24 protein-coding genes are annotated in these 25,579 nt (G+C 73.8%); 13 read left to right on the top strand and 11 right to left on the bottom strand.

Going from position 1 to position 25,579, the window contains the following annotated elements; all coding sequences use genetic code 11:
* Nucleotides 1-69: 69 nt before the first annotated feature.
* From CGE01nite_RS01755 to CGE01nite_RS01745, 3 genes are all read right to left on the bottom strand, one after another.
* Nucleotides 70-1,764 carry a M15 family metallopeptidase gene (locus CGE01nite_RS01755; RefSeq protein ID WP_141368608.1) on the bottom strand — a complete coding sequence of 565 codons (1,695 nt, stop codon included), beginning with the start codon at nt 1,762-1,764 and terminating at the stop codon, nt 70-72.
* A 355-nt stretch (nt 1,765-2,119) separates the two neighbouring features.
* The gene (locus tag CGE01nite_RS01750; protein WP_048343831.1) at nt 2,120-3,175 is read right to left on the bottom strand and encodes a hemolysin family protein; all 1,056 of its coding nucleotides are present in this window, start codon (nt 3,173-3,175) and stop codon (nt 2,120-2,122) included.
* A complete protein-coding gene (locus CGE01nite_RS01745; RefSeq protein ID WP_141368606.1) occupies nt 3,172-4,542 on the bottom strand; it encodes a hemolysin family protein in 1,371 nt (456 codons plus the stop codon). The genes CGE01nite_RS01750 and CGE01nite_RS01745 overlap by 4 nt, the downstream gene beginning before the upstream one ends.
* A 355-nt stretch (nt 4,543-4,897) precedes the next feature.
* On the opposite strand from CGE01nite_RS01745, the gene CGE01nite_RS01740 reads away from it, so the two are divergent.
* The 5 genes from CGE01nite_RS01740 (at nt 4,898) to CGE01nite_RS01720 (ending at nt 12,741) form a co-directional block, all read left to right on the top strand.
* The gene (locus CGE01nite_RS01740; protein ID WP_048343830.1) at nt 4,898-5,683 is read left to right on the top strand and encodes a response regulator transcription factor; all 786 of its coding nucleotides are present in this window, start codon (nt 4,898-4,900) and stop codon (nt 5,681-5,683) included.
* Nucleotides 5,684-5,688: 5 nt separating this feature from the next.
* Nucleotides 5,689-6,813 carry a sensor histidine kinase gene (locus CGE01nite_RS01735; protein WP_048343829.1) on the top strand — a complete coding sequence of 375 codons (1,125 nt, stop codon included), beginning with the start codon at nt 5,689-5,691 and terminating at the stop codon, nt 6,811-6,813.
* An 18-nt stretch (nt 6,814-6,831) separates the two neighbouring features.
* Entirely contained in the window at nt 6,832-7,896 is a 1,065-nt protein-coding gene (locus CGE01nite_RS01730) for an ABC transporter ATP-binding protein (protein WP_141368604.1), read from the top strand.
* Complete coding sequence (locus CGE01nite_RS01725; RefSeq protein WP_229747460.1) at nt 7,893-8,699, top strand: DUF2705 family protein; 807 nt, start codon at nt 7,893-7,895, stop codon at nt 8,697-8,699. Before CGE01nite_RS01730 ends, CGE01nite_RS01725 begins: the two co-directional genes overlap by 4 nt.
* A gap of 268 nt (nt 8,700-8,967) precedes the next feature.
* Entirely contained in the window at nt 8,968-12,741 is a 3,774-nt protein-coding gene (locus tag CGE01nite_RS01720) for a multifunctional oxoglutarate decarboxylase/oxoglutarate dehydrogenase thiamine pyrophosphate-binding subunit/dihydrolipoyllysine-residue succinyltransferase subunit (protein WP_141368602.1), read from the top strand.
* Between the two features lie 138 nt (nt 12,742-12,879).
* Here the strand turns inward: CGE01nite_RS01720 and CGE01nite_RS01715 are convergent, their stop codons facing one another.
* Nucleotides 12,880-13,851, bottom strand: coding sequence for a GlxA family transcriptional regulator (locus CGE01nite_RS01715; RefSeq protein WP_048343826.1), 972 nt, complete (start codon nt 13,849-13,851; stop codon nt 12,880-12,882).
* Nucleotides 13,852-13,944: 93 nt separating this feature from the next.
* Between CGE01nite_RS01715 and CGE01nite_RS16820 the strand changes: the two genes are divergently transcribed.
* Nucleotides 13,945-14,103, top strand: a complete 159-nt coding sequence (locus tag CGE01nite_RS16820) for a hypothetical protein (RefSeq protein WP_170210859.1) — start codon at nt 13,945-13,947, stop codon at nt 14,101-14,103.
* Between the two features lie 180 nt (nt 14,104-14,283).
* A complete protein-coding gene (locus CGE01nite_RS01710) occupies nt 14,284-14,877 on the top strand; it encodes a GDSL-type esterase/lipase family protein (protein WP_082156469.1) in 594 nt (197 codons plus the stop codon).
* A gap of 86 nt (nt 14,878-14,963) precedes the next feature.
* Here the strand turns inward: CGE01nite_RS01710 and CGE01nite_RS01705 are convergent, their stop codons facing one another.
* The 3 genes from CGE01nite_RS01705 to CGE01nite_RS01695 form a co-directional block, all read right to left on the bottom strand.
* Nucleotides 14,964-15,563 carry a PadR family transcriptional regulator gene (locus CGE01nite_RS01705; RefSeq protein WP_048343824.1) on the bottom strand — a complete coding sequence of 200 codons (600 nt, stop codon included), beginning with the start codon at nt 15,561-15,563 and terminating at the stop codon, nt 14,964-14,966.
* Nucleotides 15,563-16,372 (bottom strand): DUF4097 family beta strand repeat-containing protein, encoded by an 810-nt coding sequence (locus CGE01nite_RS01700; protein ID WP_048343923.1) that lies wholly within the window; start codon nt 16,370-16,372, stop codon nt 15,563-15,565. The genes CGE01nite_RS01705 and CGE01nite_RS01700 overlap by 1 nt, the downstream gene beginning before the upstream one ends.
* 95 nt (nt 16,373-16,467) lie before the next feature.
* The gene (locus tag CGE01nite_RS01695) at nt 16,468-17,058 is read right to left on the bottom strand and encodes a TetR/AcrR family transcriptional regulator (protein WP_170210857.1); all 591 of its coding nucleotides are present in this window, start codon (nt 17,056-17,058) and stop codon (nt 16,468-16,470) included.
* A gap of 86 nt (nt 17,059-17,144) precedes the next feature.
* Here CGE01nite_RS01695 and CGE01nite_RS01690 point away from each other — a divergent pair, with 86 nt between their 5' ends.
* Nucleotides 17,145-17,948 (top strand): DUF2306 domain-containing protein, encoded by an 804-nt coding sequence (locus CGE01nite_RS01690; protein ID WP_141368598.1) that lies wholly within the window; start codon nt 17,145-17,147, stop codon nt 17,946-17,948.
* Between the two features lie 6 nt (nt 17,949-17,954).
* Here the strand turns inward: CGE01nite_RS01690 and CGE01nite_RS01685 are convergent, their stop codons facing one another.
* Nucleotides 17,955-19,043 carry a type IV pilus twitching motility protein PilT gene (locus tag CGE01nite_RS01685; RefSeq protein ID WP_170210856.1) on the bottom strand — a complete coding sequence of 363 codons (1,089 nt, stop codon included), beginning with the start codon at nt 19,041-19,043 and terminating at the stop codon, nt 17,955-17,957.
* A 235-nt stretch (nt 19,044-19,278) separates the two neighbouring features.
* Between CGE01nite_RS01685 and CGE01nite_RS17510 the strand changes: the two genes are divergently transcribed.
* Entirely contained in the window at nt 19,279-19,353 is a 75-nt protein-coding gene (locus CGE01nite_RS17510; RefSeq protein WP_369796588.1) for a 50S ribosomal protein bL37, read from the top strand.
* A gap of 105 nt (nt 19,354-19,458) precedes the next feature.
* Here CGE01nite_RS17510 and rsrA read toward each other — a convergent pair whose 3' ends face one another.
* Together rsrA and CGE01nite_RS01675 are read right to left on the bottom strand one after the other, a co-directional pair.
* Nucleotides 19,459-19,869: a mycothiol system anti-sigma-R factor gene (rsrA, locus tag CGE01nite_RS01680; RefSeq protein WP_082156468.1), complete on the bottom strand. Its 411-nt coding sequence runs from the start codon at nt 19,867-19,869 to the stop codon at nt 19,459-19,461.
* The gene (locus CGE01nite_RS01675; RefSeq protein WP_141368594.1) at nt 19,869-20,783 is read right to left on the bottom strand and encodes a sigma-70 family RNA polymerase sigma factor; all 915 of its coding nucleotides are present in this window, start codon (nt 20,781-20,783) and stop codon (nt 19,869-19,871) included. The genes rsrA and CGE01nite_RS01675 overlap by 1 nt, the downstream gene beginning before the upstream one ends.
* Before the next feature lie 110 nt (nt 20,784-20,893).
* On the opposite strand from CGE01nite_RS01675, the gene CGE01nite_RS01670 reads away from it, so the two are divergent.
* Entirely contained in the window at nt 20,894-21,379 is a 486-nt protein-coding gene (locus CGE01nite_RS01670; RefSeq protein ID WP_141368592.1) for a DoxX family membrane protein, read from the top strand.
* A gap of 65 nt (nt 21,380-21,444) precedes the next feature.
* Here the strand turns inward: CGE01nite_RS01670 and CGE01nite_RS01665 are convergent, their stop codons facing one another.
* Nucleotides 21,445-22,302: a hypothetical protein gene (locus tag CGE01nite_RS01665; protein ID WP_048341653.1), complete on the bottom strand. Its 858-nt coding sequence runs from the start codon at nt 22,300-22,302 to the stop codon at nt 21,445-21,447.
* 50 nt (nt 22,303-22,352) lie between these two features.
* Between CGE01nite_RS01665 and aroA the strand changes: the two genes are divergently transcribed.
* From aroA to hisN, 3 genes are read left to right on the top strand one after another with little or no spacing between them, the layout of a single operon-like run.
* On the top strand, nt 22,353-23,657 hold the full coding sequence (aroA, locus tag CGE01nite_RS17110; RefSeq protein ID WP_141368590.1) for a 3-phosphoshikimate 1-carboxyvinyltransferase: 1,305 nt from the start codon (nt 22,353-22,355) through the stop codon (nt 23,655-23,657).
* Nucleotides 23,654-24,739 carry a ribosome small subunit-dependent GTPase A gene (gene rsgA, locus CGE01nite_RS01655; protein WP_048341655.1) on the top strand — a complete coding sequence of 362 codons (1,086 nt, stop codon included), beginning with the start codon at nt 23,654-23,656 and terminating at the stop codon, nt 24,737-24,739. The genes aroA and rsgA overlap by 4 nt, the downstream gene beginning before the upstream one ends.
* Nucleotides 24,740-24,773: 34 nt before the next feature.
* A complete protein-coding gene (hisN, locus tag CGE01nite_RS01650; protein ID WP_141368588.1) occupies nt 24,774-25,574 on the top strand; it encodes a histidinol-phosphatase in 801 nt (266 codons plus the stop codon).
* Nucleotides 25,575-25,579 lie beyond the last annotated feature (5 nt).

Genomic DNA, 25,579 nt, shown 5'->3' with positions numbered 1-25,579 from the left:
CCACACGACGATGCCCTCGCCCACGCTCCAGGCGTGGACGAGGGCATCGTCGTGTGTCGGGGTGGGGCGTCAGCCGTAGTACTCGCCGTCGGCCATGACGCCCTTGGTGTACTCCCAGTGCCAGCGCTCGTACGGACCCGAGCCACCGGGGCGGGCCCACTCGGGGTTCTCGAACCCGTACGTGCCGGCGTTCTCGTTGAGCCACGTCCAGCGCGCGCCGCTCGTCATGGCGCTGCAGAAGTCGACCGCCAGGCCCCAGCCGTGGTTGCTCTTGCCGGGAGGTGCCGCGAGCCCGCCCTTGCGCGCCTTGACGCTGTACTGCTCCTGCAGCGTCCGGTAGCCCGACGCGAGGCACATGTCGGCGCCGAACCGCGCGACGTACACCGCGTTGAGCTCGGCCAGCGCGGAGGCGGCGTCCGCGCGCATCTGCGTGTGACCGTCCCACAGCGCGCACAGGTCGCCTCGCGCGAGGCGGCCGTTCTCACCGGCAGGTCGCGCCGAGGGGTCGCACCCAGGGATCGGCTGCCGGGACGCGTCGCGGCTGGCCAGCTCGGCCCCGCGGGCGTCGAGGATCGCCGAGTCGACCGTGGTGAGCGAGGCGGGCGGCGAGACGGACAACGGCATGGCCGTGAGCGCCGAGACGGTCGTCGGCAGAGTGCCGTGGTCGCTGGGCAGGCCGGACAGCACGTCGGTGCTGCCGAGCGAGCCGCGGCCGAGAGGGACGGCGACGGTCACCGCGGCGAGCGCGCCGACGACACCGAACCGCACCGCCTTGCGCCCGGCCCTGGCGAGCGTGCGGGCCTGCGCCCGGACGACGTGATCGGACTCGCTGCGCTGCTCGTCGCCCCCACGGGCCACGACCCGGGGTGCGGTCGCCGCCCGCGGGGCGGCGACGGCGCCGACCGGCGCGGCCTCGCTCGCGGTGACGGCGACCGGGGCCGGGGTCTGCTCACGCACGGGCGCGGGGGTCGACGCGGCGACCGGCTCCTCGGCTGCGATCGACGCCTCGGGTGCGACCGGCTCGTCGAGCGCGACGAACGCGTCGAGCACGACCGTCTCGTCGGACAGCAGGGTGGTCGCACGCGGTGCGGGCCGGCGCGACGATGTCGCCGGCCACTGCGGGGTGGCGGGAGCGGCGAGCGCTGCGGGCGAGGCGATCGCCGTCGTGGGCGCGACGCGTGAGGCGGGCTCGGGCGACGCCGGCGCCACGAACACGGCCGGGGCGACGGGGACCTCGGGTGCGACGAAGATCTCGGGCAATGCCGGAGGCTCGAGGGACGCTCCGCTCGGGTGCGCCGCACCCGTGGCCGCCGCACCGCGCGTCACGGGCGGCTGCGAGACCGACCGACGCTCGGTGGGGACCCAGCTCGGGGTGTGCTGCGCGGCAGCGGCGCGCGGCGCGGGGCTCGCTGCCGGGGCCGTGGGAGCCGCCACGGGCCGACGCGCCGTGCGCGCCGCGGACTCCTGGCCGTCGGGCCCGCGCGACAGGCTGCGGGAAGGAACGCCCGGGAGCGTCCCGTACCCGGCGCCGGGAGCGTGCCCCGCGCCGGAGAGCTGGCCACCGCCCGGGGTGTGCCCGGCGCCTGGGGACGCCACAGGACGCGGGTCCCACGCGGCGTGCGCCACGTGCGTGGACCGGCTCTGGCCGGTGCGCTCCGGGGCCACGTGCGAGACCGACCGCTCGGCACGCTCCGCGGCGGCGCGCTCTGCCTCACGCATCTGGCGGCGGGTCAACGGGGCCGACGCCTGGTCACGATCGACCACAGCACCTCCCGAGACCGGGCGCCCGCGTGGGGCACGGATGACGAACCTGAACATGGAGCACGCCGGCCCGCGGGACTGCCCCGGCCCCGCACCATCGCCGGCGATCACGAAACCATAACGGCTCACCCGCCCGCGTCCAACCCCCTGGACGGCCGTCCAGTCGAACGGAGGAACGCGCTCCCACACCGCCCACGCCGACACGCCGAACGACACGCCGGTTGACCCGGTGATCGGCGCGGTCCGACCCGGACCAGAGCGGCACAGATCCGGACAGACCCCCCGGCGCGTCGCACGCCCCACGACGATTGTGAAGGTTTCGTGCACCGCGCCGGGGGCCCGTGGAGCAGGGCCAGGCTCAGCCGACGGGCCGCTCCGGAAGAGCGCCACGCTGCATCGCGTCGCTGACCTCGCCGACCAGCTCCTCGAGGATGTCCTCGAGGAACACGACGCCGACCGCACCGGCCTCGCCGTCGACGCGCGCCAGGTGCGTACCGGTGCGCTGCATCGCGGCCAGGGTGGCCTCGATCTCGTCGTCCGGCCCGACGACCGCGAGCGCGCGCACGCGCCAGCGCGGGACGGGCGCGTCGCGGTCCTGCTCCTCGGCGTACAGGACGTCCTTGAGGTGCAGGTAGCCGACGAGCTCGCCGTCGTCGCGGACCGGGAACCGGGAGAACCCGGTCTGCGCCACGAGCTCCTCCACCTGTGCGGGCGTCGTCGTCGGATCCACCGCGACCAGCGCATCGGCCGTCACCATGACCTGCCGCGCCGTCCGGTCCGAGAACTCGATCGCCCCCGCGAGCAGCCCCTGCTCGTCCTCGAGGAGCCCCTCCGCCTGCGAGCGCTCGACGATCGACTGGACCTCCTGCGCGGTGAACGCCGACGACACCTCGTCCTTGGGCTCCACGCCGAACAGCCGCAGCACGTGGTTCGCGAGCCAGTTGAGCGCGACGATCAGCGGACGCACGAGACGCGCGACGACGACGAGCGCAGGCCCGAACCACATCACGGCGCGGTCCGGCCCGGACACCGCGAGGTTCTTCGGCACCATCTCGCCGAGCACCACGTGCAGGTACACGACGATCAGGAGCGCCACGACGAACGCGATCGGGTGCGTCCACGAGTCGGGGACACCCGCGGCGTGCAGCGGGTCCTCGATGAGGTGCGCGATCGCGGGCTCGGCGACGACACCCAGGCTCGTGGAGCACACGGTGATCCCGAGCTGCGCGCACGCGAGCATGAGCGAGACGTGCTCCATCGCCCACAGCACGGTCCGGGCGCGGCGGTCACCCGCGGCGGCCTTGGGCTCGATGGACGAGCGGCGCGCCGAGATGATCGCGAACTCCGCACCGACGAAGAAGGCGTTGGCCGCGAGCAGCGCGGCGGCGATCGCGAGCGCGAGCGTGCCGTTCATCGTGCGCTCCTCGTGCGGCGTGCACCGGGTCCGTCGTCGCCGTCCGGGCCGTCGTCGTCGATCTCGTCGTCGGTCGCGGGCCACACGTGCACGCGCTCGACCCGGCGGCCGGCCATGCGCTCGACCTCGATGTGCACGCCGTCGATCTCCACGGCGTCACCGACGTCGGGGACCCGCCCGAGCTGCGCCATGACGAGGCCGCCGAGCGTCTCGTAGGGGCCGTCGTCAGGGACGACGAGCCCGGTGCGCTCGCGCAGCTCGTCGGGCCGCGTGACACCCGGCAGGTGCCAGGTGCCGTCCGCGGCGCGCGCGACGCCCGCCCGCGCACGGTCGTGCTCGTCGGCGACCTCCCCGACCAGCTCCTCGACGACGTCCTCGAGCGTGACCACGCCCGAGGTGCCGCCGTACTCGTCGACGACGACCGCCATCTGCATGCCGTGCCCGCGCAGCTCCACGAGCAGCGGACCCAGGTGCACGGTCTCGGGGACGCGCGGCGCGACGTCCATGAGCGTCGTCGCGAGCACCTGGTCGCGCGTGGCGAACGGGACCGCGACCACGCGGCGCAGGTGCACCAGGCCGACGATGTCGTCGCTGCCGTCACCGAGGACCGGGAACCGGGAGTGGCCGGTGCGGCGGGCGAGGGCGACGACGTCCGCGGCGCTCTGGTCGCGACGCACCGCGACCATCCGCTGCCGGTCGGTCATGACGTCCACGGCGGTGAGCGTCTCGAACTCGAGCGAGTTGGTGAGCAGGGTCGCGGTCGACTCGTCGAGCGTGCCGACCTCTGCCGAGCGGCGCACGAGCGCGGCGAGCTCCTGCGGCGACCGGCCGCCGGACAGCTCCTCACGGGGCTCGACGCCCATGCGCCGCAGCAGCCAGTTCGCACTGCCGTTGAAGAAGGCGATGACGGGCCGCAGCGCACGCGTGAACCCGCGCTGCAGCGGCGCGACGACGCGTGCGGTCGCGTACGGGTTGGCGATCGCGAAGTTCTTGGGGATGAGCTCGCCGACGAGCATCGAGAAGCCGTTGACGAACACGATGGCCAGCACGATCGCCACGGTCGTGGCGGCCGTCGCGCTGAGCGCGCCCGAGCCGAGCCAGCCCGCGAACAGCTTCTGCACCGCGGGCTGCGTGGTGTAGCCGAGCAGGACGGTGGTCGCGGTGATGCCGACCTGCGCGCCCGACAGCTCGGTCGACAGGCCGCGCAGCGCCTTGAGGACGGACTGTCCCCGCCGGTCGTCGGGGCGGGTCTGCTTCTCCACGACACCGGGGTCCATCGTCACGAGGGAGAACTCCCCCGCGACGAACACCGCAGTCCCGAGGGTGAGCACCACGCCGAGGACGACGAGCAGCCACTCAGTCAGCACGTGCGCCCCGCGCGGCGTCGCCGCGGCTCAGCGCACCGGTCTGCCGCTCGCGGCGCACCGCGGCCGGGCACAGAGGTGCCTGACGCTCGGGTGCGTGATGCTCGGGAGCGTGAGGCGCGGGTGCGCAGCGGGGAGGGGGCGAGCCGCTCGTGGGCGACGCGGGTTCTCAGGTGGGGGCCGGCTTCGTCGGACCCTGCCGCCGCTTCGTCGACCGTGCAGACGGTCGGAGCGGTGGGGGTGGGACGCCGGCAGCTACTTGAGCTGCTCATAGTGGCGCCATCATACGGGCGCCTCGCCCAGCGCGTCATGCCGCGCGTAGAGGGCTGTGGACGACGTGCTGTGCCAGTCTGGGGGCATGACCACGGTGGGAGGAGCCGCGGGCGGCGTCGGCGGTGCCGCCCGGCCTGCGGGAGCGACGAAGGTGCTGGTCGTCGAGGACGAGCCCGCGATCGCGCAGGCGATCGCGCGACGGCTGTCCGCCGAGGGCTGGACCGTCGAGGCGGTCGGCGACGGTCTCGCGGGCGTCGAGGCGGCGGCTCGCCTCGCCCCCGACGTCGTCGTGCTCGACGTCATGCTCCCCGGCATCGACGGCCTCGAGGTGTGCCGACGCATCCAGGCGGCGCGGCCGGTCCCGGTCCTCATGCTGACGGCCCGTGACGACGAGACGGACATGCTGATCGGGCTCGGCGTGGGCGCCGACGACTACATGACCAAGCCGTTCTCGATGCGTGAGCTCGTCGCGCGGACCAAGGCGCTGCTGCGGCGCACCGAGCGCGCGGCACGCGCCGTGGAGCTGCAGGCGGCCGAGGCGCCCGACCCGCCGCTCGCGATCGGCGACGTGACGATCGACAAGGCGCAGCGCCGGGTCGTGCGGCACGGCGAGCAGGTCCACCTGACCCCCACCGAGTTCGACCTGCTCGTCGCGCTCGCCGCCTCGCCGCGCACCGTCCTGACGCGTGAGCGGCTGCTCGCCGAGGTCTGGGACTGGGTCGACGCGAGCGGCACGCGCACGGTCGACTCGCACGTCAAGGCCCTGCGCCGCAAGCTCGGTGCCGACCTCATCCGTACCGTCCACGGCGTCGGGTACGCGTTCGAGCCCGTCACCGACGACGCCGCGTCCGGCGAGGGCGCCGGCACCTGACGCGCATGAGCAGCCCTCGCCAGGAGGCCAGGCAGAGCCCTCGCCACGGGCGTGGTGCCCCGAACCGTGCGCGCCTGCCCGACGTGCGACCGCTCGACCGGTTCCGGTCGATCAAGATGAAGCTGGGCGTCCTCGTCGCCGCCACGGTGACGATGGCCTCGTTCATCACGTGGATCGGGTTGTCGTACGAGTTCGGCCCGTCGCGCACGTTCCCGCTCGCGATCGCGATCTCCCTGGTGCTCACACAGCTGCTCGCGCGCGGCATGACCTCGCCGCTGCGGGACATGACCCAGGCCGCGCGCCGGATGGCAGCCGGCGACTACTCGCAGCGCGTGCGCGCGACGAGCGCCGACGAGGTCGGCCAGCTCGCCGAGGCGTTCAACACGATGTCCGACGACCTGCAGCAGGCCGACGCCTTCCGCCGCGAGCTCGTCGCGAACGTGTCGCACGAGCTGCGCACGCCCGTGACCGCGCTGCAGGCGCAGCTCGAGAACATCGTCGACGGCGTCTCGCCCGCGGACCCCGCGACCATGGAGGCCGCGCTCGCGCAGACCGAGCGGCTCGGGCGCCTCGTGACCTACCTGCTCGACCTGTCCCGCCTCGAGGCCGGTGACGTGCCGCTGCAGCTCACCGAGCTGCGCCTCGTCGAGTTCCTGCAGGAGGCCGCGCACGGTGCCGCGCTCGTCGGGGCGTCGAAGAACCTGCGCTTCCCGGTGGACGTGGAGCCCGAGGACCTGACGGTCCGCGCCGACCCCGAGCGTCTGCACCAGGTCATCGCCAACCTGCTGCACAACGCGGTCCGCCACTCGCCGCCCGACGAGGAGGTGCGCCTCGTGGCGCGGCTGGCCGGCGGGAACGTGCGGATCGACGTGGTGGACCACGGGCCGGGCATCTCGCGCGACCAGCGTGCGCACGTGTTCGAGCGGTTCGTGCGGGGCAACTCCCCCGCTGCGACCGGCCAGGTCTCCACGGGCGGCACGGGTCTGGGCCTGGCGATCGTGCGCTGGGCCGTCGAGCTGCACGGCGGGACGATCGAGGTCGCCGACGTGCCCGAGGGCTGCACCATGCGGGTGACGCTGCCGGGTGCGGTGCGCCCCGTCACCGGCGGCCACTTGTTCTATCGCAACTAGAACAGTAGGGTGCCGCACATGAGCCAGGCACCCCCCACCACGCACGATCGGCCGCCCGCGGGCGGCCGGGCCGACGCGACGGACGGAGTCGTCCGCGTCGAGCACCTGACCAAGACCTTCGGCGCCGGAGCGGGCGCCGTGCACGCGGTCGAGGACCTCTCGTTCGAGGTCCGTCCCGGCCGCGTGACCGGCTTCCTCGGGCCGAACGGCGCCGGCAAGACCACGACGCTACGGATGCTGCTCGGGCTCGTCGCGCCCACGAGCGGCACGGCGACGGTCGGCGGGCTGCGGTACGACCAGCTCGAGCGGCCCGCGCACGTCGTCGGCGCGGCGCTCGAGGCCGCGAGCTTCCACCCGGGCCGCACGGCGCGCGACCACCTGCGCGTGTACGCGCCGCAGGTCGGGGTGCCGGACTCGCGCGCCGACGAGGTGCTCGCGCTCGTCGGCCTGTCCGAGGTCGCCAAGCGGCGCGTGGGCGGCTTCTCGCTCGGCATGCGCCAGCGCCTCGCGCTCGCGACGACGCTGCTCGGCGACCCGCCCGTGCTGCTGCTCGACGAGCCCGCGAACGGGCTCGACCCCGAGGGCATCGCCTGGCTGCGCGGATTCCTGCGTGCGCTCGCCCGCGAGGGTCGCACCGTGCTCGTCTCGAGCCACGTGCTGTCCGAGGTCGAGCAGACGGTCGACGACGTGGTGATCATCGCCCGTGGCCGGCTCGTGCACGCCTCGTCCCTGCCGGACCTCGCCCGCCTCGCGCGGTCGCGCGTCAGCGTGGTCTCGCCCGACGGCACCGCGCTCGACGCGCTCGTCGCGGCCCAGGGCTGGACGGTCGGCTCGACGAGCCGCGACGGCGACGCCACCGCGTACGAGCTGCTCGACGTCGCCGCGCCGCAGGTCGGTGCCGCGGCGTTCGCCGGGCGCGTCGAGCTGCACCGCCTGACCGGGCACGACGTCGGGCTCGAGGACCTGTTCCTGCAGCTCACGGCTGCTCCGGGCGACGCCTCGCCCGCCCAGGATGCTCCCCCCGCCGGCGCCTCGTACGGCGACGCACCGACGACCCACGCCCCTCAGGGAGGTGAGCGATGATGCGCGCCGCGCTCGTCGCCGAGTACCGCAAGCTCGTCACGACCCGCCTGTGGTGGATCCTGCTCGCCGTCATGGCCGCGTACATGGCACTCATCGCCGCGGGACTGGGCTGGAGCCTGTCGCAGGACACGACGACGACGGGCACCGGGGACGAGGTCGTGCTGACGCCCGACGCCGTCGTGCGCTCGGTCTACACGGTCGCGGTCTCGCTGGGCTACGTCTTCCCGCTGCTGGTGGGGGCGCTCGCGTTCTCGGCGGAGTTCCGGCACAAGACGATCACGCCCACCCTGCTCGCCGAGCCGAGCCGCACGCGCGTCCTGCTCGCCAAGCTCGGCGCGAACGGCGTCGTCGGCCTGCTCTTCGGCGCGGTCGGCACGGCCGCCGCGGTCCTGGTCGGGGCCGGCGTGCTCGCGGCGATCGGCGAGGAGACGTTCCTCGACTCGGCCTCGACGTGGCGCTCGATCGGCCTGTCGGTGCTCGCGCTCGCGCTGTGGGCGCTGCTCGGCACCGCGCTCGGCTCGGTGCTCACGAACCAGGTCGCCGTGATCGTCGTCGTGCTCGCCTTCACGCAGTTCGTGGAGCCCATCGCGCGCGTCGTGCTCGGCCTGACGTCGTGGGGCTCGCGCGTCGCGGCGTTCCTGCCCGGTGCGGCGGGCGAGGCCGTCTCGGGCGGCAGCCTCTACAGCGCGACCGGCATGACCTCGCTGCTGTCGTGGTGGCAGGGCCTGCTGGTCCTGCTCGCCTACGTCGTCGTGCTGTCCGCGATCGGCCGGATCACGACGCTGCGTCGCGACATCACGTGAGTCGTCGAGGGGGCCGCCACCGGCGAGCAGACCAGCCGGTGGCACCCCCTTGCCCCGCCGACGGCAGGACCCTTGCCGGTCGTTGACCTGCACGTGTGCATCGCGTGCGGGTCCGGGTGACATAGGCCCGGAAACCGCTCGCCGAGGCGGGTCGAAGGTCCCGGACGACGTAGTGTTGTCATCGACAGAACCGGCGACGAAGCGGTCCTGCGGGACCGAAGCGGAAGTGGGCGATCCTCGCGTGTCCCAGAAGGCTGAGCCAGAATCGATGCGTGCCGTGTTCGGCGCGAACGAGTGGCTCGTGGACGAGCTGTACGAGCAGTACCTCAAGGACAAGAACGCGGTCGATCCCGCGTGGTGGGACTTCTTCGAGGGCTACCGACCGCAGGAGCAGTCGCCGCCGGACGGTGTGAGCGCGCCCGCGTCGGCCGGGTCCGCGGCGCCGACCGACGGCGCCTTCCAGCCCGCGTCGTCGGGCCCGGCAGCTCCCACGCCGCCCGCGGCCGTCGTGCCCGCCCCCGCCGTCCCGGCACCGGTCGCGCAGCCGACCTCGCCGGAGCCCACGCCCACCGCGACCTCGCCGGTCGCCACCGCGCAGCCGGCCACCGCCCCGTACGCGGAGTTCGCCGAGGCCGCGCAGCGCGCGAGCCGTCCCGACGAGCACGAGGCCACCGACGACGTGCAGCGCCTGCGCGGTCCCGCCGCGCGCGTCGTGACGAACATGGAGGCCTCGCTCGAGGTCCCGACCGCCACGTCGGTGCGTGCCGTGCCCGCCAAGCTCATGGTGGACAACCGGATCGTCGTCAACAACCACCTGCAGCGCGGGCGGGGCGGCAAGATCTCGTTCACGCACCTCATCGGCTTCGCGCTCGTCGAGGCGCTCGCGGACATGCCGGCGATGAACGCCGCCTACACGCTCGTCGACGGCAAGCCGGGCGTCACCCAGCCCGCGCACGTCAACCTGGGCCTCGCGATCGACCTCGCCAAGCCCGACGGCACGCGCCAGCTCCTCGTGCCGTCGATCAAGAAGGCCGAGACGCTCGACTTCGCGCAGTTCTGGAACGCGTACGAGGACGTCGTGCGCCGGGCGCGCGGCGGCAAGCTCACGGTCGAGGACTTCGCGGGCACGACCATCTCGCTGACCAACCCCGGCACGATCGGTACCGTTCACTCGGTGCCCCGCCTCATGCAGGGGCAGGGCACGATCGTCGGCGTCGGCGCGATGGAGTACCCGGCGGAGTTCCAGGGCACGTCCGACGACCGGCTCAACGAGCTCGGCGTCTCGCGGGTCCTGACGATCACGAGCACGTACGACCACCGCATCATCCAGGGCGCGCAGTCGGGCGACTTCCTGCGGATCCTGTCGAAGAAGCTCCTCGGCGAGGACGGCTTCTACGACCGCGTGTTCGCCTCGCTGCGCGTGCCGTACGAGCCCGTCCGCTGGGTCCGCGACACCTCGAGCGACCCGGACGCGGAGGCCATCAAGCCCGCGCGGATCGCCGAGCTCATCCACGCGTACCGCTCGCGCGGTCACCTCATGGCGGACACCGACCCGCTCGCCTACCGCCAGCGCAAGCACCCGGACCTGGACATCCAGAACCACGGCCTGACGCTGTGGGACCTGGACCGCGTCTTCCCGACCGGCGGGTTCACGGGCAAGCCGCGCGCGAGCCTGCGCAACGTGCTCGGCCTGCTGCGCGACTCGTACTGCCGGACCACGGGCGTCGAGTACATGCACCTGCAGGACCCGCGGCAGCGCCGCTGGCTCCAGGAGCGGCTCGAGTCCGGGTGGGCGCGCACGCCGCGTGAGGACCAGCTGCGGATCCTGCGCCGTCTCAACGCCGCCGAGGCGTTCGAGACGTTCCTGCAGACCAAGTACGTGGGCCAGAAGCGGTTCTCGCTCGAGGGCGGCGAGTCGGTCATCCCGCTGCTCGACGCGATCCTGTCGCGCGCGGCGGACGCCGGTCTCGACGAGGTCGGCATCGGCATGGCGCACCGCGGGCGGCTCAACGTGCTCGCGAACATCGCCGGCAAGTCGTACGCGCAGATCTTCTCCGAGTTCGAGGGCAACGCCGACCCGAAGTCCGTCCAGGGCTCGGGCGACGTGAAGTACCACCTCGGCACCGAGGGCCTGTTCACCGCCGAGTCGGGGGCGACGACGAAGGTCTACCTCGCCGCGAACCCGTCGCACCTCGAGGCCGTCGACCCGGTGCTCGAGGGCATCGTGCGCGCCAAGCAGGACCGCATCGACCTGGGTGGCGACGGCTTCTCGGTGCTCCCGGTGCTGATCCACGGCGACGCGGCGTTCGCGGGCCAGGGCGTGGTGTTCGAGACCCTCAACCTCGCGCAGCTGCGCGGGTACCGCACCGGCGGCACGATCCACGTGATCATCAACAACCAGGTCGGCTTCACCACGGGCCCCTCGTCGTCGCGGTCGTCGCAGTACGCGACCGACGTCGCCAAGGGCCTGCAGGTGCCGATCTTCCACGTGAACGGCGACGACCCCGAGGCCGTCGTGCGCGCCGCCGAGCTCGCGTTCGAGTACCGCGAGCAGTTCGACCGCGACGTCATCATCGACATGCTGTGCTACCGCCGCCGCGGGCACAACGAGGGCGACGACCCGTCGATGACGCAGCCGCTCATGTACAACCTCATCGAGGCCAAGCGCTCGGTGCGCAAGATCTACACCGAGACGCTCGTCTCGCGCGGCGACATCACGATCGACGAGGCCGAGCAGGCCCTGCGCGACTACCAGTCGCAGCTCGAGCGCGTGTTCAGCGAGACCCGGGAGGACGGCTGGACGCCGCCCGCGCCCGAGTCCGAGGCGGTCGCAGGCCTCGAGCGGCCCGAGTCGCAGCTCGAGGACGCCGGCGTCATGGTCGGCTGGCAGACCGCCGTCCCGGCCTCGCTGCTCGAGCGGATCGGGCGCGCGCACGTGCGTCCCCCGGAGGGCTTCACGGTCCACCCCAAGCTGCAGCAGCTCCTCGACAAGCGCGAGGCGATGTCCCGCGAGGGCGGGATCGACTGGGGCTTCGGCGAGATCCTCGCGTTCGGCTCGCTGCTCGCCGAGGGCACGCCCGTGCGCCTCGCCGGTCAGGACTCGCGCCGCGGCACGTTCGTGCAGCGGCACGCGGTGCTGCACGACCGCGAGACGGGCGCCGAGTGGACCCCGCTGCTGTACCTCTCGGGCGACCAGGCCAAGTTCTGGGTCTACGACTCCTCGCTCTCCGAGTACGCGTGCCTCGGCTTCGAGTACGGCTACTCGGTCGAGCGTCCGGACGCGCTGGTGCTGTGGGAGGCGCAGTTCGGCGACTTCGTCAACGGCGCCCAGACCGTGATCGACGAGTTCATCTCGTCCGCGGAGCAGAAGTGGGCGCAGCGCTCGTCGGTGGTGCTGCTGCTCCCCCACGGGTACGAGGGCCAGGGGCCCGACCACTCGTCGGCGCGCATCGAGCGGTTCCTGCAGCTCGCCGCGCAGGACAACATGGTCATCGCGCAGCCGTCGACGCCGGCGTCGTACTTCCACCTGCTGCGTCGTCAGGCATACACGCGGCCGCGCAAGCCGCTGATCGTGTTCACGCCGAAGTCGATGCTCCGGCTGAAGTCCGCGTCGTCACCCGTCGAGGACTTCACCTCGGGCACGTGGGAGCCGGTGCTGCGCGACGAGCTCGCCGAGGCCAAGGCGGGTCAGGTCACGCGCGTCCTCCTGTGCTCGGGCAAGGTCTACTGGGACCTGCTCGCGCACCGCGTCAAGACCGGCGACGAGCAGACCGCGATCGTCCGCTTCGAGCAGCTCTACCCGCTCGACAGCGACTCGATCCGCGCTGCGCTCGCACCGTTCGACGGCGCCGAGCTGGTGTGGGTCCAGGACGAGCCCCGCAACCAGGGCCCGTGGTCGTACCTGTCGCTGCACCTGCCGCAGCTCGTCGGCCGCACGCTCGAGGTGGTCTCGCGCGCGGAGTCGGCCTCGCCGGCGACCGGCACGGCCAAGAAGCACCAGGCCCAGCAGGCCCAGCTGCTCGAGCAGGCCTTCGCCCGCTGAGGCGCCGCCGCACGACGCGCGAGCCCCGTCCCTGCCTGGCAGGGGCGGGGCTCGCGTCGTCGGGCGGCGGTCAGGAGGTGCCGGGGCTCCGCGCGAGCACGCAGGGCCTCCGCGACGTCGCCGCGTCCGGGCAGTGCGTCAGGCGACGTCCTCGCCGCGCACGGGGCCGGCGAACGTCCGGCGGTAGCTCTGCGGGCTCGTGCCGAGCGAGCGCGCGAAGTGGTGCCGCAGCACGGCCGAGGTGCCGAACCCCGCGCGCTGCGCGACCTCGTCGATCCCCACGTCGGTGCGCTCGAGCAGCTCCTGCGCACGCGCGAGACGCTGCCGCGTGAGCCATGCGGCGGGCGTCGTGCCCGTCTCGGCCCGGAACCGACGAGCGAAGGTGCGCTCCGACATCAGCGCGCGTGCGGCGAGCGTCGGGACCGAGTGCTCCTCGTCGAGGTGCTCGACGACCCAGGCCAGCAGGGGTGCGAGGGTGTCCGCGTCGCACGGCAGCGGCGTGTCGACGTACTGCGCCTGGCCGCCGTCGCGGTGCGGCGGGACCACCATCCGCCGCGCGATGGTGGCGGCTGCGGCTGCGCCGAGCTCGCGGCGCACCAGGTAGAGGCTCGCGTCGATCCCCGCCGCTGTGCCCGCGCTCGTGAGCACGCGGTCGTCGTCGACGTAGAGCACCGAAGGGTCGACGCGTGCGGCAGGGAACCGGCTCGCGAGCTCGGCCGCGTGCATCCAGTGGGTCGTGCAGGCGCGGTCGTCGAGCAGACCGGCCTCGCCCAGCGCGAAGGCGCCGCTGCAGATGCTCAGGATCCACGCGCCGCGCGCGTGCGCCGCGCAGAGCGCGTCGAGCACCGGGTCCGGGACACGCGCCGGGTCGGCGCCGTACGCCGGGACGACGACGAGGTCGGCGTCGAGCGTCGCGCTGAGGTCGTGCTCGACCGAGAGCCCGAACGCGCCGCCCTTGGTCGAGACCGGACCGGGCTCCTGCGCGCACACGCGGAAGTCGAAGACCGGTCCCCCGGTGTCGGACCGGTCGATGCCGAACACCTCGCACGCGACCCCGAGCTCGAAGGGCGCGACGTTCGGCAGCAGGACGACGGAGACGGTCTGCAGCATGCGGACATCGTGCCGCGGAGTTGGCGGTAAATCAACGGTCATCGGCGGATCTGCCACTGTCGGCGGGTTCTGCCCGGGCGCAGACTTTCTGCCATGACCTGGTTCCTCGCCCTGCTGGTGGTCCTCGCCGTCTGGTCGGCCGTCCACCTGTCGCTGCTCATCCACCGCGACGGTCTCGGCTCACGCCGCCCGCCGACCTCCCGGGCCGCCTGGTCCGACGCGACCCACAGCCTGCCCAGCCACCGGTTCTGACCGACCCGGTCTCCGCCCCGCTCACGGCACGCCGCTCCCGCGACACCACGCGCTCCCCCGCTCCGAACGCCCGCACGCTCGCCCAGGCCGTGCGCGACTCGCCCACCGGGCTCGTCGGCGCACGCGCCGGACGCTGGGAGGATGGTCGGCGGCAGGACGTCGGGCACGGAGGGACGAACAGTGGGTGAGCTGCGGCTCGTGGTGATCGGCGACGAGCTCGTCGCCGGTGCGGGTGACCCGAAGGCTCTCGGATGGGTCGGCCGCGTCACGGCGCGCACCCAGGCTCCCGACGCGCTCACGGTGCTCACGCTCGCCGTCCCCGGCGAGTCGACGACCGCCCTCGGCCAGCGCTGGGAGGACGAGGTCGCCCGGCGGACGGCGCCGGACGTGGAGACCCGCCTCGTCATCGGGCTGGGACGGGCCGACGCGAGCGCGGGCCTCTCGCTCGCCCGCAGTCGGCTCAACCTCGCGAACATCCTCGACGTCGCCGAGCAGCGGCGCATGCCCGCGTTCGTCGTCGGACCACCGCCCGGCGCGGTCGAGGACGGCGACAAGCTCGCGGAGCTGTCGGTCGCCTTCGGTGACGTCGCCATGCGGCGCCGCGTGCCGTACGTCGACACGTACTCGCCGCTCGCCGCGCACGAGCAGTGGCTCGCCGACCTCGCCTCAGGCGACGGGCTCCTGCCCGGCCAGGCCGGGTACGGGCTCATGGCCTGGCTCGTCCTGCACACGGGGTGGCACGCCTGGCTCGGCCTGCCCGACGACGCCGCCTGAGGTCAGCAGCGTCAACGACAGCAGGAGCAGCGGCACCCGCCACGGCACCAGCACCATGCCTCCTCCCTGCCACCGAGCGGTGGCGCTCAGCGCAGCGTGGAGCGCACCGCGGACAGCGCGGAGTCCAGCACCGTGCGCAACGTCTCGACCGTGAGCCGTTCGACCTGGCCCGCGGCGTCGGCACGGCGCAGCTCGGCCCGCACGTCGTCGCGGAACCGCTGGACGAGCTGCTCGGCCTCGACCCGGTGCACGTGCGACGCGGCGTGCGCGTCGGTGTGCGACGGCGGGACGGCCTGCTCACGCGCGTGCTGCGCTGCGGCGGCGAGGTCGGCGCGCAGCCCGTGCATCGCACCGCGCACGTCCTCGCGCACCTGGGACGCACGGTCGCGCACCGTCTCGGCGATGCCCTGCTCGAGGTCCGCGAGGTCGCCGCGGCGAGCCTGCAGCTCGGCGAAGCCGGCCTCCGTGAGCGCGTACGTGCTCTTGCGCTCCTCGTCGTACCGCGAGACCAGGCCTTCCTCCTCGAGCCGGGCCAGGCGGGGGTAGATCGTCCCGGCACTCGGCCGGTAGGTCCCGCCGAACCGGTCGGACAGCGCCGTGATGAGCTCGTACCCGTGCTTGGGGCCGGACTCGAGCAGCGCCAGCAGGTACAGGCGCAGCTGGCCGTGCGCGAACACGGGCGCCATCACCGCGCCACCTCGCCGCGCAGCACGGTGACGTGGCCGCTCACGGTGCTCGCCGAGACGTAGCACGCGCCGTCGCCCGTGGACAGGTCCACCCGACGCTGGCCCGGTGAGGACCCCTTGTGCTCCTCGCCGTCCACGACGAGGCGCCCCGAGACGGACTGCGCCTTGACGTGCACGCCCTTGCCTGCGGGCAGGCGGACCGTGACGTCGCCGGCGACCGTGGTGGCCGTGACCGACGAGGTGCCCGTGGTGACGTCGAGCGAGAGCGCACCCGAGACCGTGTTGGCCTGCACGAGCGAGAGCTCGCCCGAGGCCGCGATCTCGCCGGACACCGAGTTGAGCTTGAGCGGGCCACCGTGGTCGCGCACGACGATCTCGCCCGAGACCGCGTTGGCGGACAGCCGGCCGCGCGTGCCGTCGGTGACGACCGAGCCGGACACGGTCGAGACCGACGAGTCCTCGACGACACCGACGAGCAGCCCGTCCGCGCTCACCGTGCCGAGCTTGACGGCGACCGAGCGCGGGATCGCGATGTGCACGTCCGCGCGGTCCTTGTCCCGGAAGTTGCGGAACTTCTCCAGGAAGCCGTCCCACCCGGTGAGCGTGAAGCTGTAGCCCACGCGCAGCTCGCCGCCCGCGAGGCCGATCTCGAGCGGGCGCCCCTCGACCGAGTGCACCTCGAGCCGCACGCCCGGGTCGTCGTGCGCGACGACGTCCACGCGCCCGCCGACAAGCTGCACGCGCAGCGAGTCGACGTGCTCGATCTCGATGATCTGCGGGCCGGCGACGACCCAGGACTCGGTGGCCATGATCACTCCCTGTCGCGATATATCTTGTCCTGGCTCACGCTATATCGCGTCCCGGACGAGGTCAAGATATATCGCGTTGTGGGCGGGTTCGGCGTCTATCCCGGGACGAGCATGAGGGCGAACGCCTCGCGGACCAGCGTCTCGTGCGGCGCACCCAGGCCGAGCTTCGACAAGCCCCCGCGCGCCTCGAGCACGGCGAGCCCGTGCAGCATCGCCCAGATCGTCCGCGCGAGGCTCGGCACGGGCTGGTCGTCGGGCAGCACGCGGTCGCGCTGGGCCGCCGCGACGGCGGTGACGAGGGGCTCGAACGTCGGCGGGCCGGCGAGCGCCGGACGACCGGCCCGGTCGGCGAACATGATCTCGAAGAGCTCGGCGTGGTCGCGCGCGAAGTCCAGGTAGGCGACGCCGATCCGGTGCAGCCAGGCGCGCGGACCGTCGTCGACCGCGATCGCCGCCAGCAGCGCGGCGCCGAAGATCCCGTACCCCTCGTCGCCCAGCGCGTCCAGGAGCGCGTCGCGGTCCGCGAAGTGCCGGTAGGGCGCCGCGGTGCTGACCCCCACGCGCCGCGCGAGCTCGCTCAGCGAGAACCCCGCGGCCCCTCGCTCGACCAAGAGCTCGCGCCCGGCGGCCAGCAGCGCCGACCGCAGATCGCCGTGGTGGTAGCTGTCTCGGTGCGTGGCGGACATGTTGACGACATTAACATCGGGTCCTATGTTGACGCCGTTCACAATGTGACAGCCGTTCACATGCCACCCGGACGCCAGGGGTCCCGATGACCGAGCGACACCCGACCCACCCGAACCTCGCCGCCCGGCGGGACGCCGACCCTCCGGCATCCGGGGCGCGTCGACGCACGTCACGTGCCGCCTTCGTCGTCCTCGCGGTCGCCGCGCTCGCGATCGCGCTGATCTCGATCTCCACGTACGCCCAGGGCACCCTGCGCGAGCTCGCCGACGAGGACGCGGGTCTCGCCTCCGCGTACGCCGACGAACCGGCGCTGGTCCAGGGCGCGCTCTACGTGCACATCGCGGCGTCGGCGTTCGCGCTCGTGGCCGGGCTCCCCCAGCTCTCGGCGCGGCTGCGCCGGCGCGCGCCGCGCGGCCACCGCGTGCTCGGCCGCGCCTACCTCGGCGCGGTCGGCATCGGCGCGCTGGCCTCGCTCGTCATCCTGCCCGCCAACTCCGCGGGACTCGTCGGGGTCTTCGGGTTCGGTGCGCTCGCGTTCCTGTGGGTCGGGTCGGCCGCTCGGGCGCTGCTCGCGATCCGGCGCGGGGACGTCGCGCACCACGAGGCGTGGATGGTGCGCACCTACGCGCTGACGTTCGCGGCCGTCACGCTGCGCACATGGACCGGTCTGCTCATCGCGGTCCAGCTGCCCGGCGCCGGGCCCGATCCCGACGCGGACGCACTGTTCGCGCAGGCGTACGCCGTCGTCCCGTTCCTGTGCTGGCTGCCGAACGTCGTGGTCGCCGAGTGGCTGATCCGGCGGCGTGGCCTCCCTGCCTACCGGCTCACGACCGTCACGACGAGCGGGCAGGCGGCCCCGAGACCGGCGGTCCCGGCGGGAGCGCCCTGAGCCGGGTCAGGCGACGATGCCCGCGGCGCGCAGCTCGACGGTCAGGTCGTGCGGGTTCGACGACGCCGCGAGCGCCTCGTCGTACGTGATGGCGTCGTCGCGCACCAGTGTGAACAGGTGCTGGTCGAACGTCTGCATCTTGTAGTAGTCGCCCTCGCGGATCAGGTCGACCAGCGGCGGGTTGTTCTGCGGGTCGAGGATCGCCTCGGCCGTGCGACCGGTGTTGACCATGACCTCGACCGCCGGGCACCGGCCCGAGCCGTCGGACTTGCGGACCAGCCGCTGCGAGACGACCCCGCGCAGCGCCTGCGAGAGCGCGACCCGCACCTGCTTCTGCTCGTGCAGCGGGAAGAAGTCGACGATGCGGTTGATCGTCTCGGGCGCGTCGATCGTGTGGAGCGTGGACAGGACGAGGTGCCCGGTCTCGGCGGCGGACAGCGCCGCGCGCACGGTCTCGATGTCGCGCATCTCACCGACGAGGATGACGTCGGGGTCCTGGCGCATCGCGGCACGCAGCGCGACCGTGAAGTCCGCGGTGTCCTGACGCACCTCGCGCTGGGACACGATCGCCTTCTTGTCCTGGTGCAGGATCTCGATCGGGTCCTCGATCGTGACGATGTTGACCTCGCGGAACGTGTTGATCAGGTCGACCATCGACGCGAGCGTCGTCGTCTTGCCCGAACCCGTCGGGCCCGTCACCAGCACGAGACCGCGGGGCTCGAGCGCGAGCTCGCCGACGACCTCGGGGATGCCCAGCGAGCCGAGCGACTGCGCACCCACGGCGACCCGTCGGAAGACCAGCCCGTAGGTCCCGCGCGCCTGGTAGGCGTTGACACGGAACCGGCCCACGCCAGACAGCGAGTACGCGAAGTCCGCCTCGTGCGACTCGCGGAAGCTCGCGACGAGGTCGTCGGGCAGGACCTCCTCGAGCATGCGCTCGGTGTCCGCCGGGGTCAGCTCCGGCACCTGCAGCTTGCGGAGCCGGCCGTCGACGCGCACGCGCGGCGCCGAGCCGACCTTGCAGTGCAGGTCGGAACCGCCCGTGCTGGCCAGGGCGTGCAGGAACGGGATGACGGACTGCGTGGGCGCGCTCACGTTCGAGTTCATCGGTCACCGACATACCCGACTTGAGCAGGTCGGTGCGGGATCACGGTTTTCCGCCCGGCGCACGTGCGACCGACTCGCAGCGGGGCAGCGGATCGACCTCAGGACGGCGGGACGACCGGCGGCACGCTCGCTTCCGGCGCGGCCGGACCCCGTCCGGGTCACCGCCGCGGGTGTGGGACGATGGCACGTAACTCTGTGACCAAGGCCGACGAAGGGAAGCCCCATGAGCAAGCGAGGCCGCAAGCGCCGCTCCCGCGCCGGGAGCGCGTCGAACCACGGCAAGCGCCCCAACGCCTGAGCCCCCGAGCTCAGCGGGGCGTCGTCGACGCACCCGCACGAAGGCCCCGCGCACCTCAGGTGCAGCGGGGCCTTCGTCGTCCAGGGGGTGTCGCCGACCCGGGTCTCAGCTCTCGACGATCCGGGTCTCGGTGATCCGGGTCGCGCTGACGCCGGTCTGCGTGACGGCGGTCTGCGTGACACGGGTCTGCGTGACTCGGGTCTCGGTGACCCGCACGCCCGTGAGCGTCGCGTGGATCCGGGCACGCAGGTCCGCAGGCGCGGCCTCGTCCTGCTCCCAGCACCGCTTGACGAGCTTCTTCACGACGAGCTCGACGTCGTGCTCGCCGAGGCAGCCGTCACAGCTCTCGAGGTGCTCCTTGACCCGCTCGGCCTCGATCGGCTCGAGCTCGGAGTCGAGGTACGCCCAGAGCTCCGCGACGGCCTCGTCGCAGTCGCAGCCCGACGACGACCGTCCCGCCGTCCCGGCCGGCTCTTCCCACACGCCCTCGCGCAGCGTCTCCTGACCCTCGTTCATCACTCGCCCTCCTCCGACGAGCCCTGCGCCGCCGTGCCGTGCGCGGCGGGGACCAGCCCGCGCTCGCGCGCGTAGTCCTCGAGCAGCTCGCGCAGCTGGCTGCGGCCACGGTGCAGGCGGGACATCACCGTCCCGATCGGCGTGCCCATGATCTCGGCGATCTCCTTGTACGCGAAGCCCTCGACGTCGGCGAGGTACACCGCGATGCGGAACTCCTCCGGGATGCGCTGCAGCGCGTCCTTCACGTCCGAGTCCGGCAGGTGGTCGAGCGCCTCGGCCTCGGCCGAGCGCAGCCCGGCGGACGTGTGCGACGCCGCGCGGGCCAGCTGCCAGTCCTCGATCTCCTCCGAGTGGGACTGCTGCGGCTCACGCTGCTTCTTGCGGTACGTGTTGATGTACGTGTTCGTGAGGATCCGGTACAGCCACGCCTTGAGGTTGGTCCCCGGCTTGTACTGGTGGAACGCCGCGAACGCCTTCGTGAACGTCTCCTGGACCAGGTCCTCGGCGTCCGCAGGGTTGCGCGTCATGCGCAGCGCAGCGCCGTAGAGCTGGTCGAGGTAGACCAGCGCCTCGTCCTCGAACCGCGCGGCTCGGGCGGACTCGTCCTCCGCCTCGGGTGCGCGCTTGCCGCCCTGCGGCATCGGCTCGATCTCGGGCGCTGGCTCGACCGTCTCGGTGGCCGCGGTCGGCTCGATCGTCTCGTCGCTCATCGGTGCCGAGCCTATGCCCGCAGGCTCGCCTGCACCGCCAGGCGACCGACCAGCGGCCAGGGTCGCGACGACCACGCACGCCAGGTTGCCCATCGAGGCGGAGCGGTGCGCGGGCTCGGCGGCGCGCGTCGGGGCCGGCGCGGCCGGGAGCGCGGCCGTCGGCTCGGCTACGGGCGCGGCGGTCGGCTCGGCGAGGCGGGTCATGCTGGTCGTCAACGCGCACGAACGGCGTCCGATTCCCGCGCGCAGTAGCGTGGCTCTCGTCCGTCGACGGTCCGCGTCCGGCTGGGCCGTCCTCGTCCGAAGGGATCGCCGTGCTGCTGCGTCGCCTCGCCCGTCCTGTGTTCGCCACGTGGTTCGCCTCGGAAGGCCTCGACGCGCTGCGTCACCCCGGGTCGCACGTGGTCGCCGCACGCGCCGTTCTCGACCGCGTCGAGGGCGCAGCGCCGAACGCACGCATCGCGCTGACGGACACGCAGCTGACCGGCGCCGTGCGGGCGCACGGCGCGGCGATGGTGCTCGCGGCGACGATGCTCGCGGTCGGGCGCGCCCCGCGCACGGCCGCGCTGGCCCTGGCGGGGCTCACGGCACCCCTGGTGCTGGTCAACCTGCCGGCACGTGGGCCGCGCCCGGTCGACCCCGTCGAGAAGGCGGAGCGCCGCGAGCGGCTCGTCCGGGCGCTCGCGTTCACCGCGGGCGCGGTCCTCGTCGGCGTCGACCACGAGGGACGGCCCGGCCTGCGGTGGCGGCTCGCCGACGCGCACGAGCGCCGCACCGCGGCGCACGCCTCCGACGACTGAGCCGCCGGAGGGCTCCGGTGAGCCGCCCTCACCTCCCGGCGAGGGCGGCTCGTCTCACCGGGTCCTCACTGCGCGCGGGCGGTCAGCACCACCTCGTCGCCGACCGTGACCCGCACGTCGGCGAGCCGGATCCCGGCGGGCAGGGCCGAGACCAGGTCGATGCGGCGGCCGTCGTACCGCTCGACCCGGCTGCGCGCGGCCACCAGGAGGGCGGCGACCACCGGGTTGCGGCTCGACACCTTGACGTCGGTGAGGGTCACGCCCAGCGCGTCGTCGACCGTCGCCGTCATGCCCGCCTCGACCGTGGCCGACAGCAGCGACTTCTTGACCTGCGCGTCGACGACCACCGCGACGCCGTTGGCGCCCGCGGGCGACAGCCGCAGGTCGAGCCGCGACAGCTTGAGCCCGTTCGCGGCCGCGAGCTGGGCCGCGACGCGCTCGGCGGCCGCCTCGATCGCCTGCACGGGCACGGCGACACGGGCCGAGCCCGTCACGGGGTGCGCCTCGTCGGGCTCGACCGCCGCGAGCCCGAGGCGCCCGTCCGCGCCCTCGACCCACTCGAACGAGACGCCCGAGACGTCGAGCTGGAGGTCGACCCCGGCGCCGACGACCGTCACGGGGTGCGCCTGGACGGTCAGCGAGCCGATGGTGCCGCGCTCGCGCCGCGCGGCCTCGAAGCCCTCGGCGGCGGTGCGCGCCGCACGCGCCTCGCGCGGCGAGAGCTCCACGCCGGTGAGGTCCACGGCGAGCGACGGGATGTCGGCGCCGGCCTGGGTCGCGGCGACCGAGAGCGCGCCGGCGGACGCGGCGTCCACGCCGCCGTTCGTCAGCAGCGCGGTGCGCAGGCGTGCCGCGAGGTCGTCGTCCGAGGCGGGTCGGGGCAGGGAGCCGAGGGGCAGGATGTCCGGATTCTGCGTGTTCACGGCGTGAGCCTAGACGGTCGCGGGCACCCGCCGTCGCTAGCCTGGGCGACATGACCGCGACTCTCCCCCCGACCGCACACCCGCTGTGGCCCGCACCCACCGCGACCGCGCCGCTCGACACGCGCGTGGAGGTCCCGGGGTCGAAGTCGCTCACCAACCGCTACCTCGTGATCGCGGCGATCGCGGACTCCCCGAGCCGGTTGCGCTCGGCACTGCTGTCGCGCGACACGCGCCTCATGGCGGGCGCGCTCGAGACGCTCGGCGTCGGCGTCGCGCTCGGTCAGGACGTGACGGTCGAGCCCGGTGCGCTGCGTGGGCACGTGACGATCGACTGCGGCCTGGCCGGCACCGTGATGCGGTTCCTGCCCGCCGTCGCGGCGCTCGCCGACGGCCCGGTGCACTTCACGGGCGACACGGAGGCGCTCGTGCGCCCCATGGGTCCGGTCATCCGCGCGCTGCAGGCCCTCGGCGTCCGGGTCGACGAGGACGGCGTGCCCGGGCACCTGCCGTTCACCGTGCACGGCCACGGCTCGGTGCGCGGCGGCCGGGTCGACGTCGACGCGTCCGGCTCGAGCCAGTTCGTCTCGGGGCTGCTGCTCGCGGCGGCCCGGTTCGAGCAGGGCCTCGTGGTGCGGCACACCGGCCCGACGCTCCCCTCGCTGCCGCACATCGAGATGACCGTCGAGACGCTGCGCGCCGCGGGGGTGCAGGTCGACGACTCGCGACCGGCGATCTGGGAGGTCGCGCCTGGCCGGGTCGCGGGCCGCGACGTGCGCGTCGAGCCCGACCTGTCGAACGCCGCGCCGTTCCTGTGCGCCGCGCTCGTCGCGGGCGGCACCGTCCGCGTGCCGGGGTGGCCGGCGGACACCACGCAGCCCGGCGCGCTCCTGCCGGGCATCCTCGAGCGCATGGGCGCCCGCACCGCGCTCGTCGGCGACGAGCTCGCGGTGACCGGGACCGGCGCCATCCGCGGCGTGGACCTCGACCTGCACGCGGCGGGCGAGATCGCCCCGACGATCGCCGCCCTCGCGGTGCTCGCGGACTCCCCCACGCGGCTGCGCGGCATCGCGCACCTGCGCGGCCACGAGACCGACCGCCTCGCCGCTCTCGCGAACGAGATCACGCGCCTGGGCGGTCAGGCGGAGCAGACCGCCGACGGCCTGGTGATCACGCCTCGGCCGCTCACCGGCGGGACGTGGCGCACGTACGCCGACCACCGCATGGCGACCGCGGGCGCGCTGATCGGCCTGCGCGTCCCGGGCGTCGTGGTCGAGGACGTCGCGACGACCGCCAAGACCATCCCCGACTTCGTCGGCCTGTGGGACGGCATGCTGGCGGGCGACGCGCAGCGGTGAGTCCTCGGCGGCAGTACGACGAGTCCGACGTCCGGATCAGGCCCGGGAAGGGGTCACGGCCGCGGACCAAGCAGCGCCCCGACCACGCGGACGCCGAGCGGGCGATGGTCACGGGCGTCGACCGCGGCCGGTACGCGGTCCTCGTCGACCCGGACGGCCCGCACGAGCGCCGCGCGATCGCCATGAAGGCGCGTGAGCTGGGCCGCGAACGGGTCGTGCCGGGCGACCTCGTCGACCTCGTGGGCGACACGTCGGGCGACGAGGGGACGCTGACGCGGATCGTGCGCATCGCCGAGCGCCGGACCGTGCTGCGCCGCACCGCGGACGACACCGACCCGATCGAGCGCGTGATCGTCGCGAACGCCGACCAGCTCGTGATCGTCACCGCGCTCGCCGACCCCGAGCCGCGCACGCGCATGATCGACCGCTGCGTCGCCGCGGCGTACGACGCGGGCATGGACGCGCTGCTCGCGCTCACCAAGGCGGACCTCGCCGACCCCGCGGAGCTCGTGCAGATGTACGCGCCGATCGGCGTGCGCGTGGTCGTGACGCGCACCGAGGGCTCGGGCGACGACCGCACGATCCACGGCCTCGACGAGCTGCACGCCGCGCTCGCCGGCCGCACGTCGGTGCTCGTCGGGCACTCCGGGGTGGGCAAGTCCACGCTCGTCAACGCGCTGGTCCCTGACGCACGCCGCGCGACGGGGGCCGTCAACGTCGTCACCGGACGCGGCCGGCACACCTCGACGTCCGCGATCGCGCTGCGGGTCGACGCGCTCGACGGCGACGCGGGGCCGACGTGGGTCATCGACACTCCCGGCGTCCGGTCGTTCGGGCTGGCCCACGTCGAACCGGACCACCTGCTGCAGGCGTTCGGCGAGCTCGCGCAGGTCGCGGCGGACACGTGCCCGCGCGGCTGCACGCACGCCGCGGACGCGCCCGACTGCGGGCTCGACGAATGGGTCGCCGCGAGCGCGGACGACACCGAGCGCGACGCGCGGGCCGCGCGCGTCGACTCGTTCCGCCGCCTGCTCGCGAGCCGCCTGGGCACCGCCGACGCCGACTCCGCGCCCGCGTCGTGACCGGCGCCGGCGACGCGCCCACTACGGTGAGCGCATGAGCCTGCGGACCGGGTACGACGACGACCTGCGCCTCGCCCACGTGATCGCCGACCAGGTCGACTCGCTGACCATGTCGCGTTTCAAGGCGCAGGACCTCGAGATCGAGACCAAGCCCGACCTGACGCCCGTCTCGGACGCGGACCGTGCGGCCGAGGCGCTGATCCGCTCGCAGCTGTCCCGCACGCGACCGCGGGACGCGGTGCACGGCGAGGAGATGCCCGACACGGGGCACGGTCCGCGGCGCTGGGTGGTCGACCCGATCGACGGGACCAAGAACTTCGTGCGCGGCGTGCCCGTGTGGGCCACGCTCATCGCGCTGCTCGACGGCGACCAGGTCGTGGTCGGGCTCGTCAGCGCCCCCGCCCTGGGCCGTCGCTGGTGGGCCGCACAGGGGTCGGGCGCGTGGACCGGCCGCTCGCTGTCGCAGGCCACGCAGATGCACGTGTCGAAGGTCGACCGGGTCGCCGACGCGTCGTTCTCGTACTCGAGCCTGGACGGCTGGGAGGAGCGCGGGCGGCTCCCCCACGTGCTCGACCTGATGCGCACGGTCTGGCGGACGCGCGCGTTCGGCGACTTCTGGTCGTACGTGCTGGTCGCCGAGGGGGCGGTGGACATCGCCGCGGAGCCCGAGCTCGCGCTGCACGACATGGCGGCCCTGGTCCCGATCGTCACCGAGGCGGGTGGCAGGTTCACGTCGGTGGGCGGCGCGCCCGGGCCGTTCGGCGGGTCCGGGATGGCGACGAACGGCCTGCTGCACGACGAGGTGGTCGCGCGACTCGACCTGGCGGACGACTGAGCGGC

The sequence above is a fragment of the Cellulomonas gelida genome (assembly GCF_006538725.1).
In the GTDB taxonomy this organism is placed as follows: Bacteria; Actinomycetota; Actinomycetes; order Actinomycetales; family Cellulomonadaceae; genus Cellulomonas; species Cellulomonas gelida.
The sequence above is the reverse complement of the archived record's forward strand: the minus strand, read 5'-3'. Positions and strand labels throughout refer to the sequence as shown.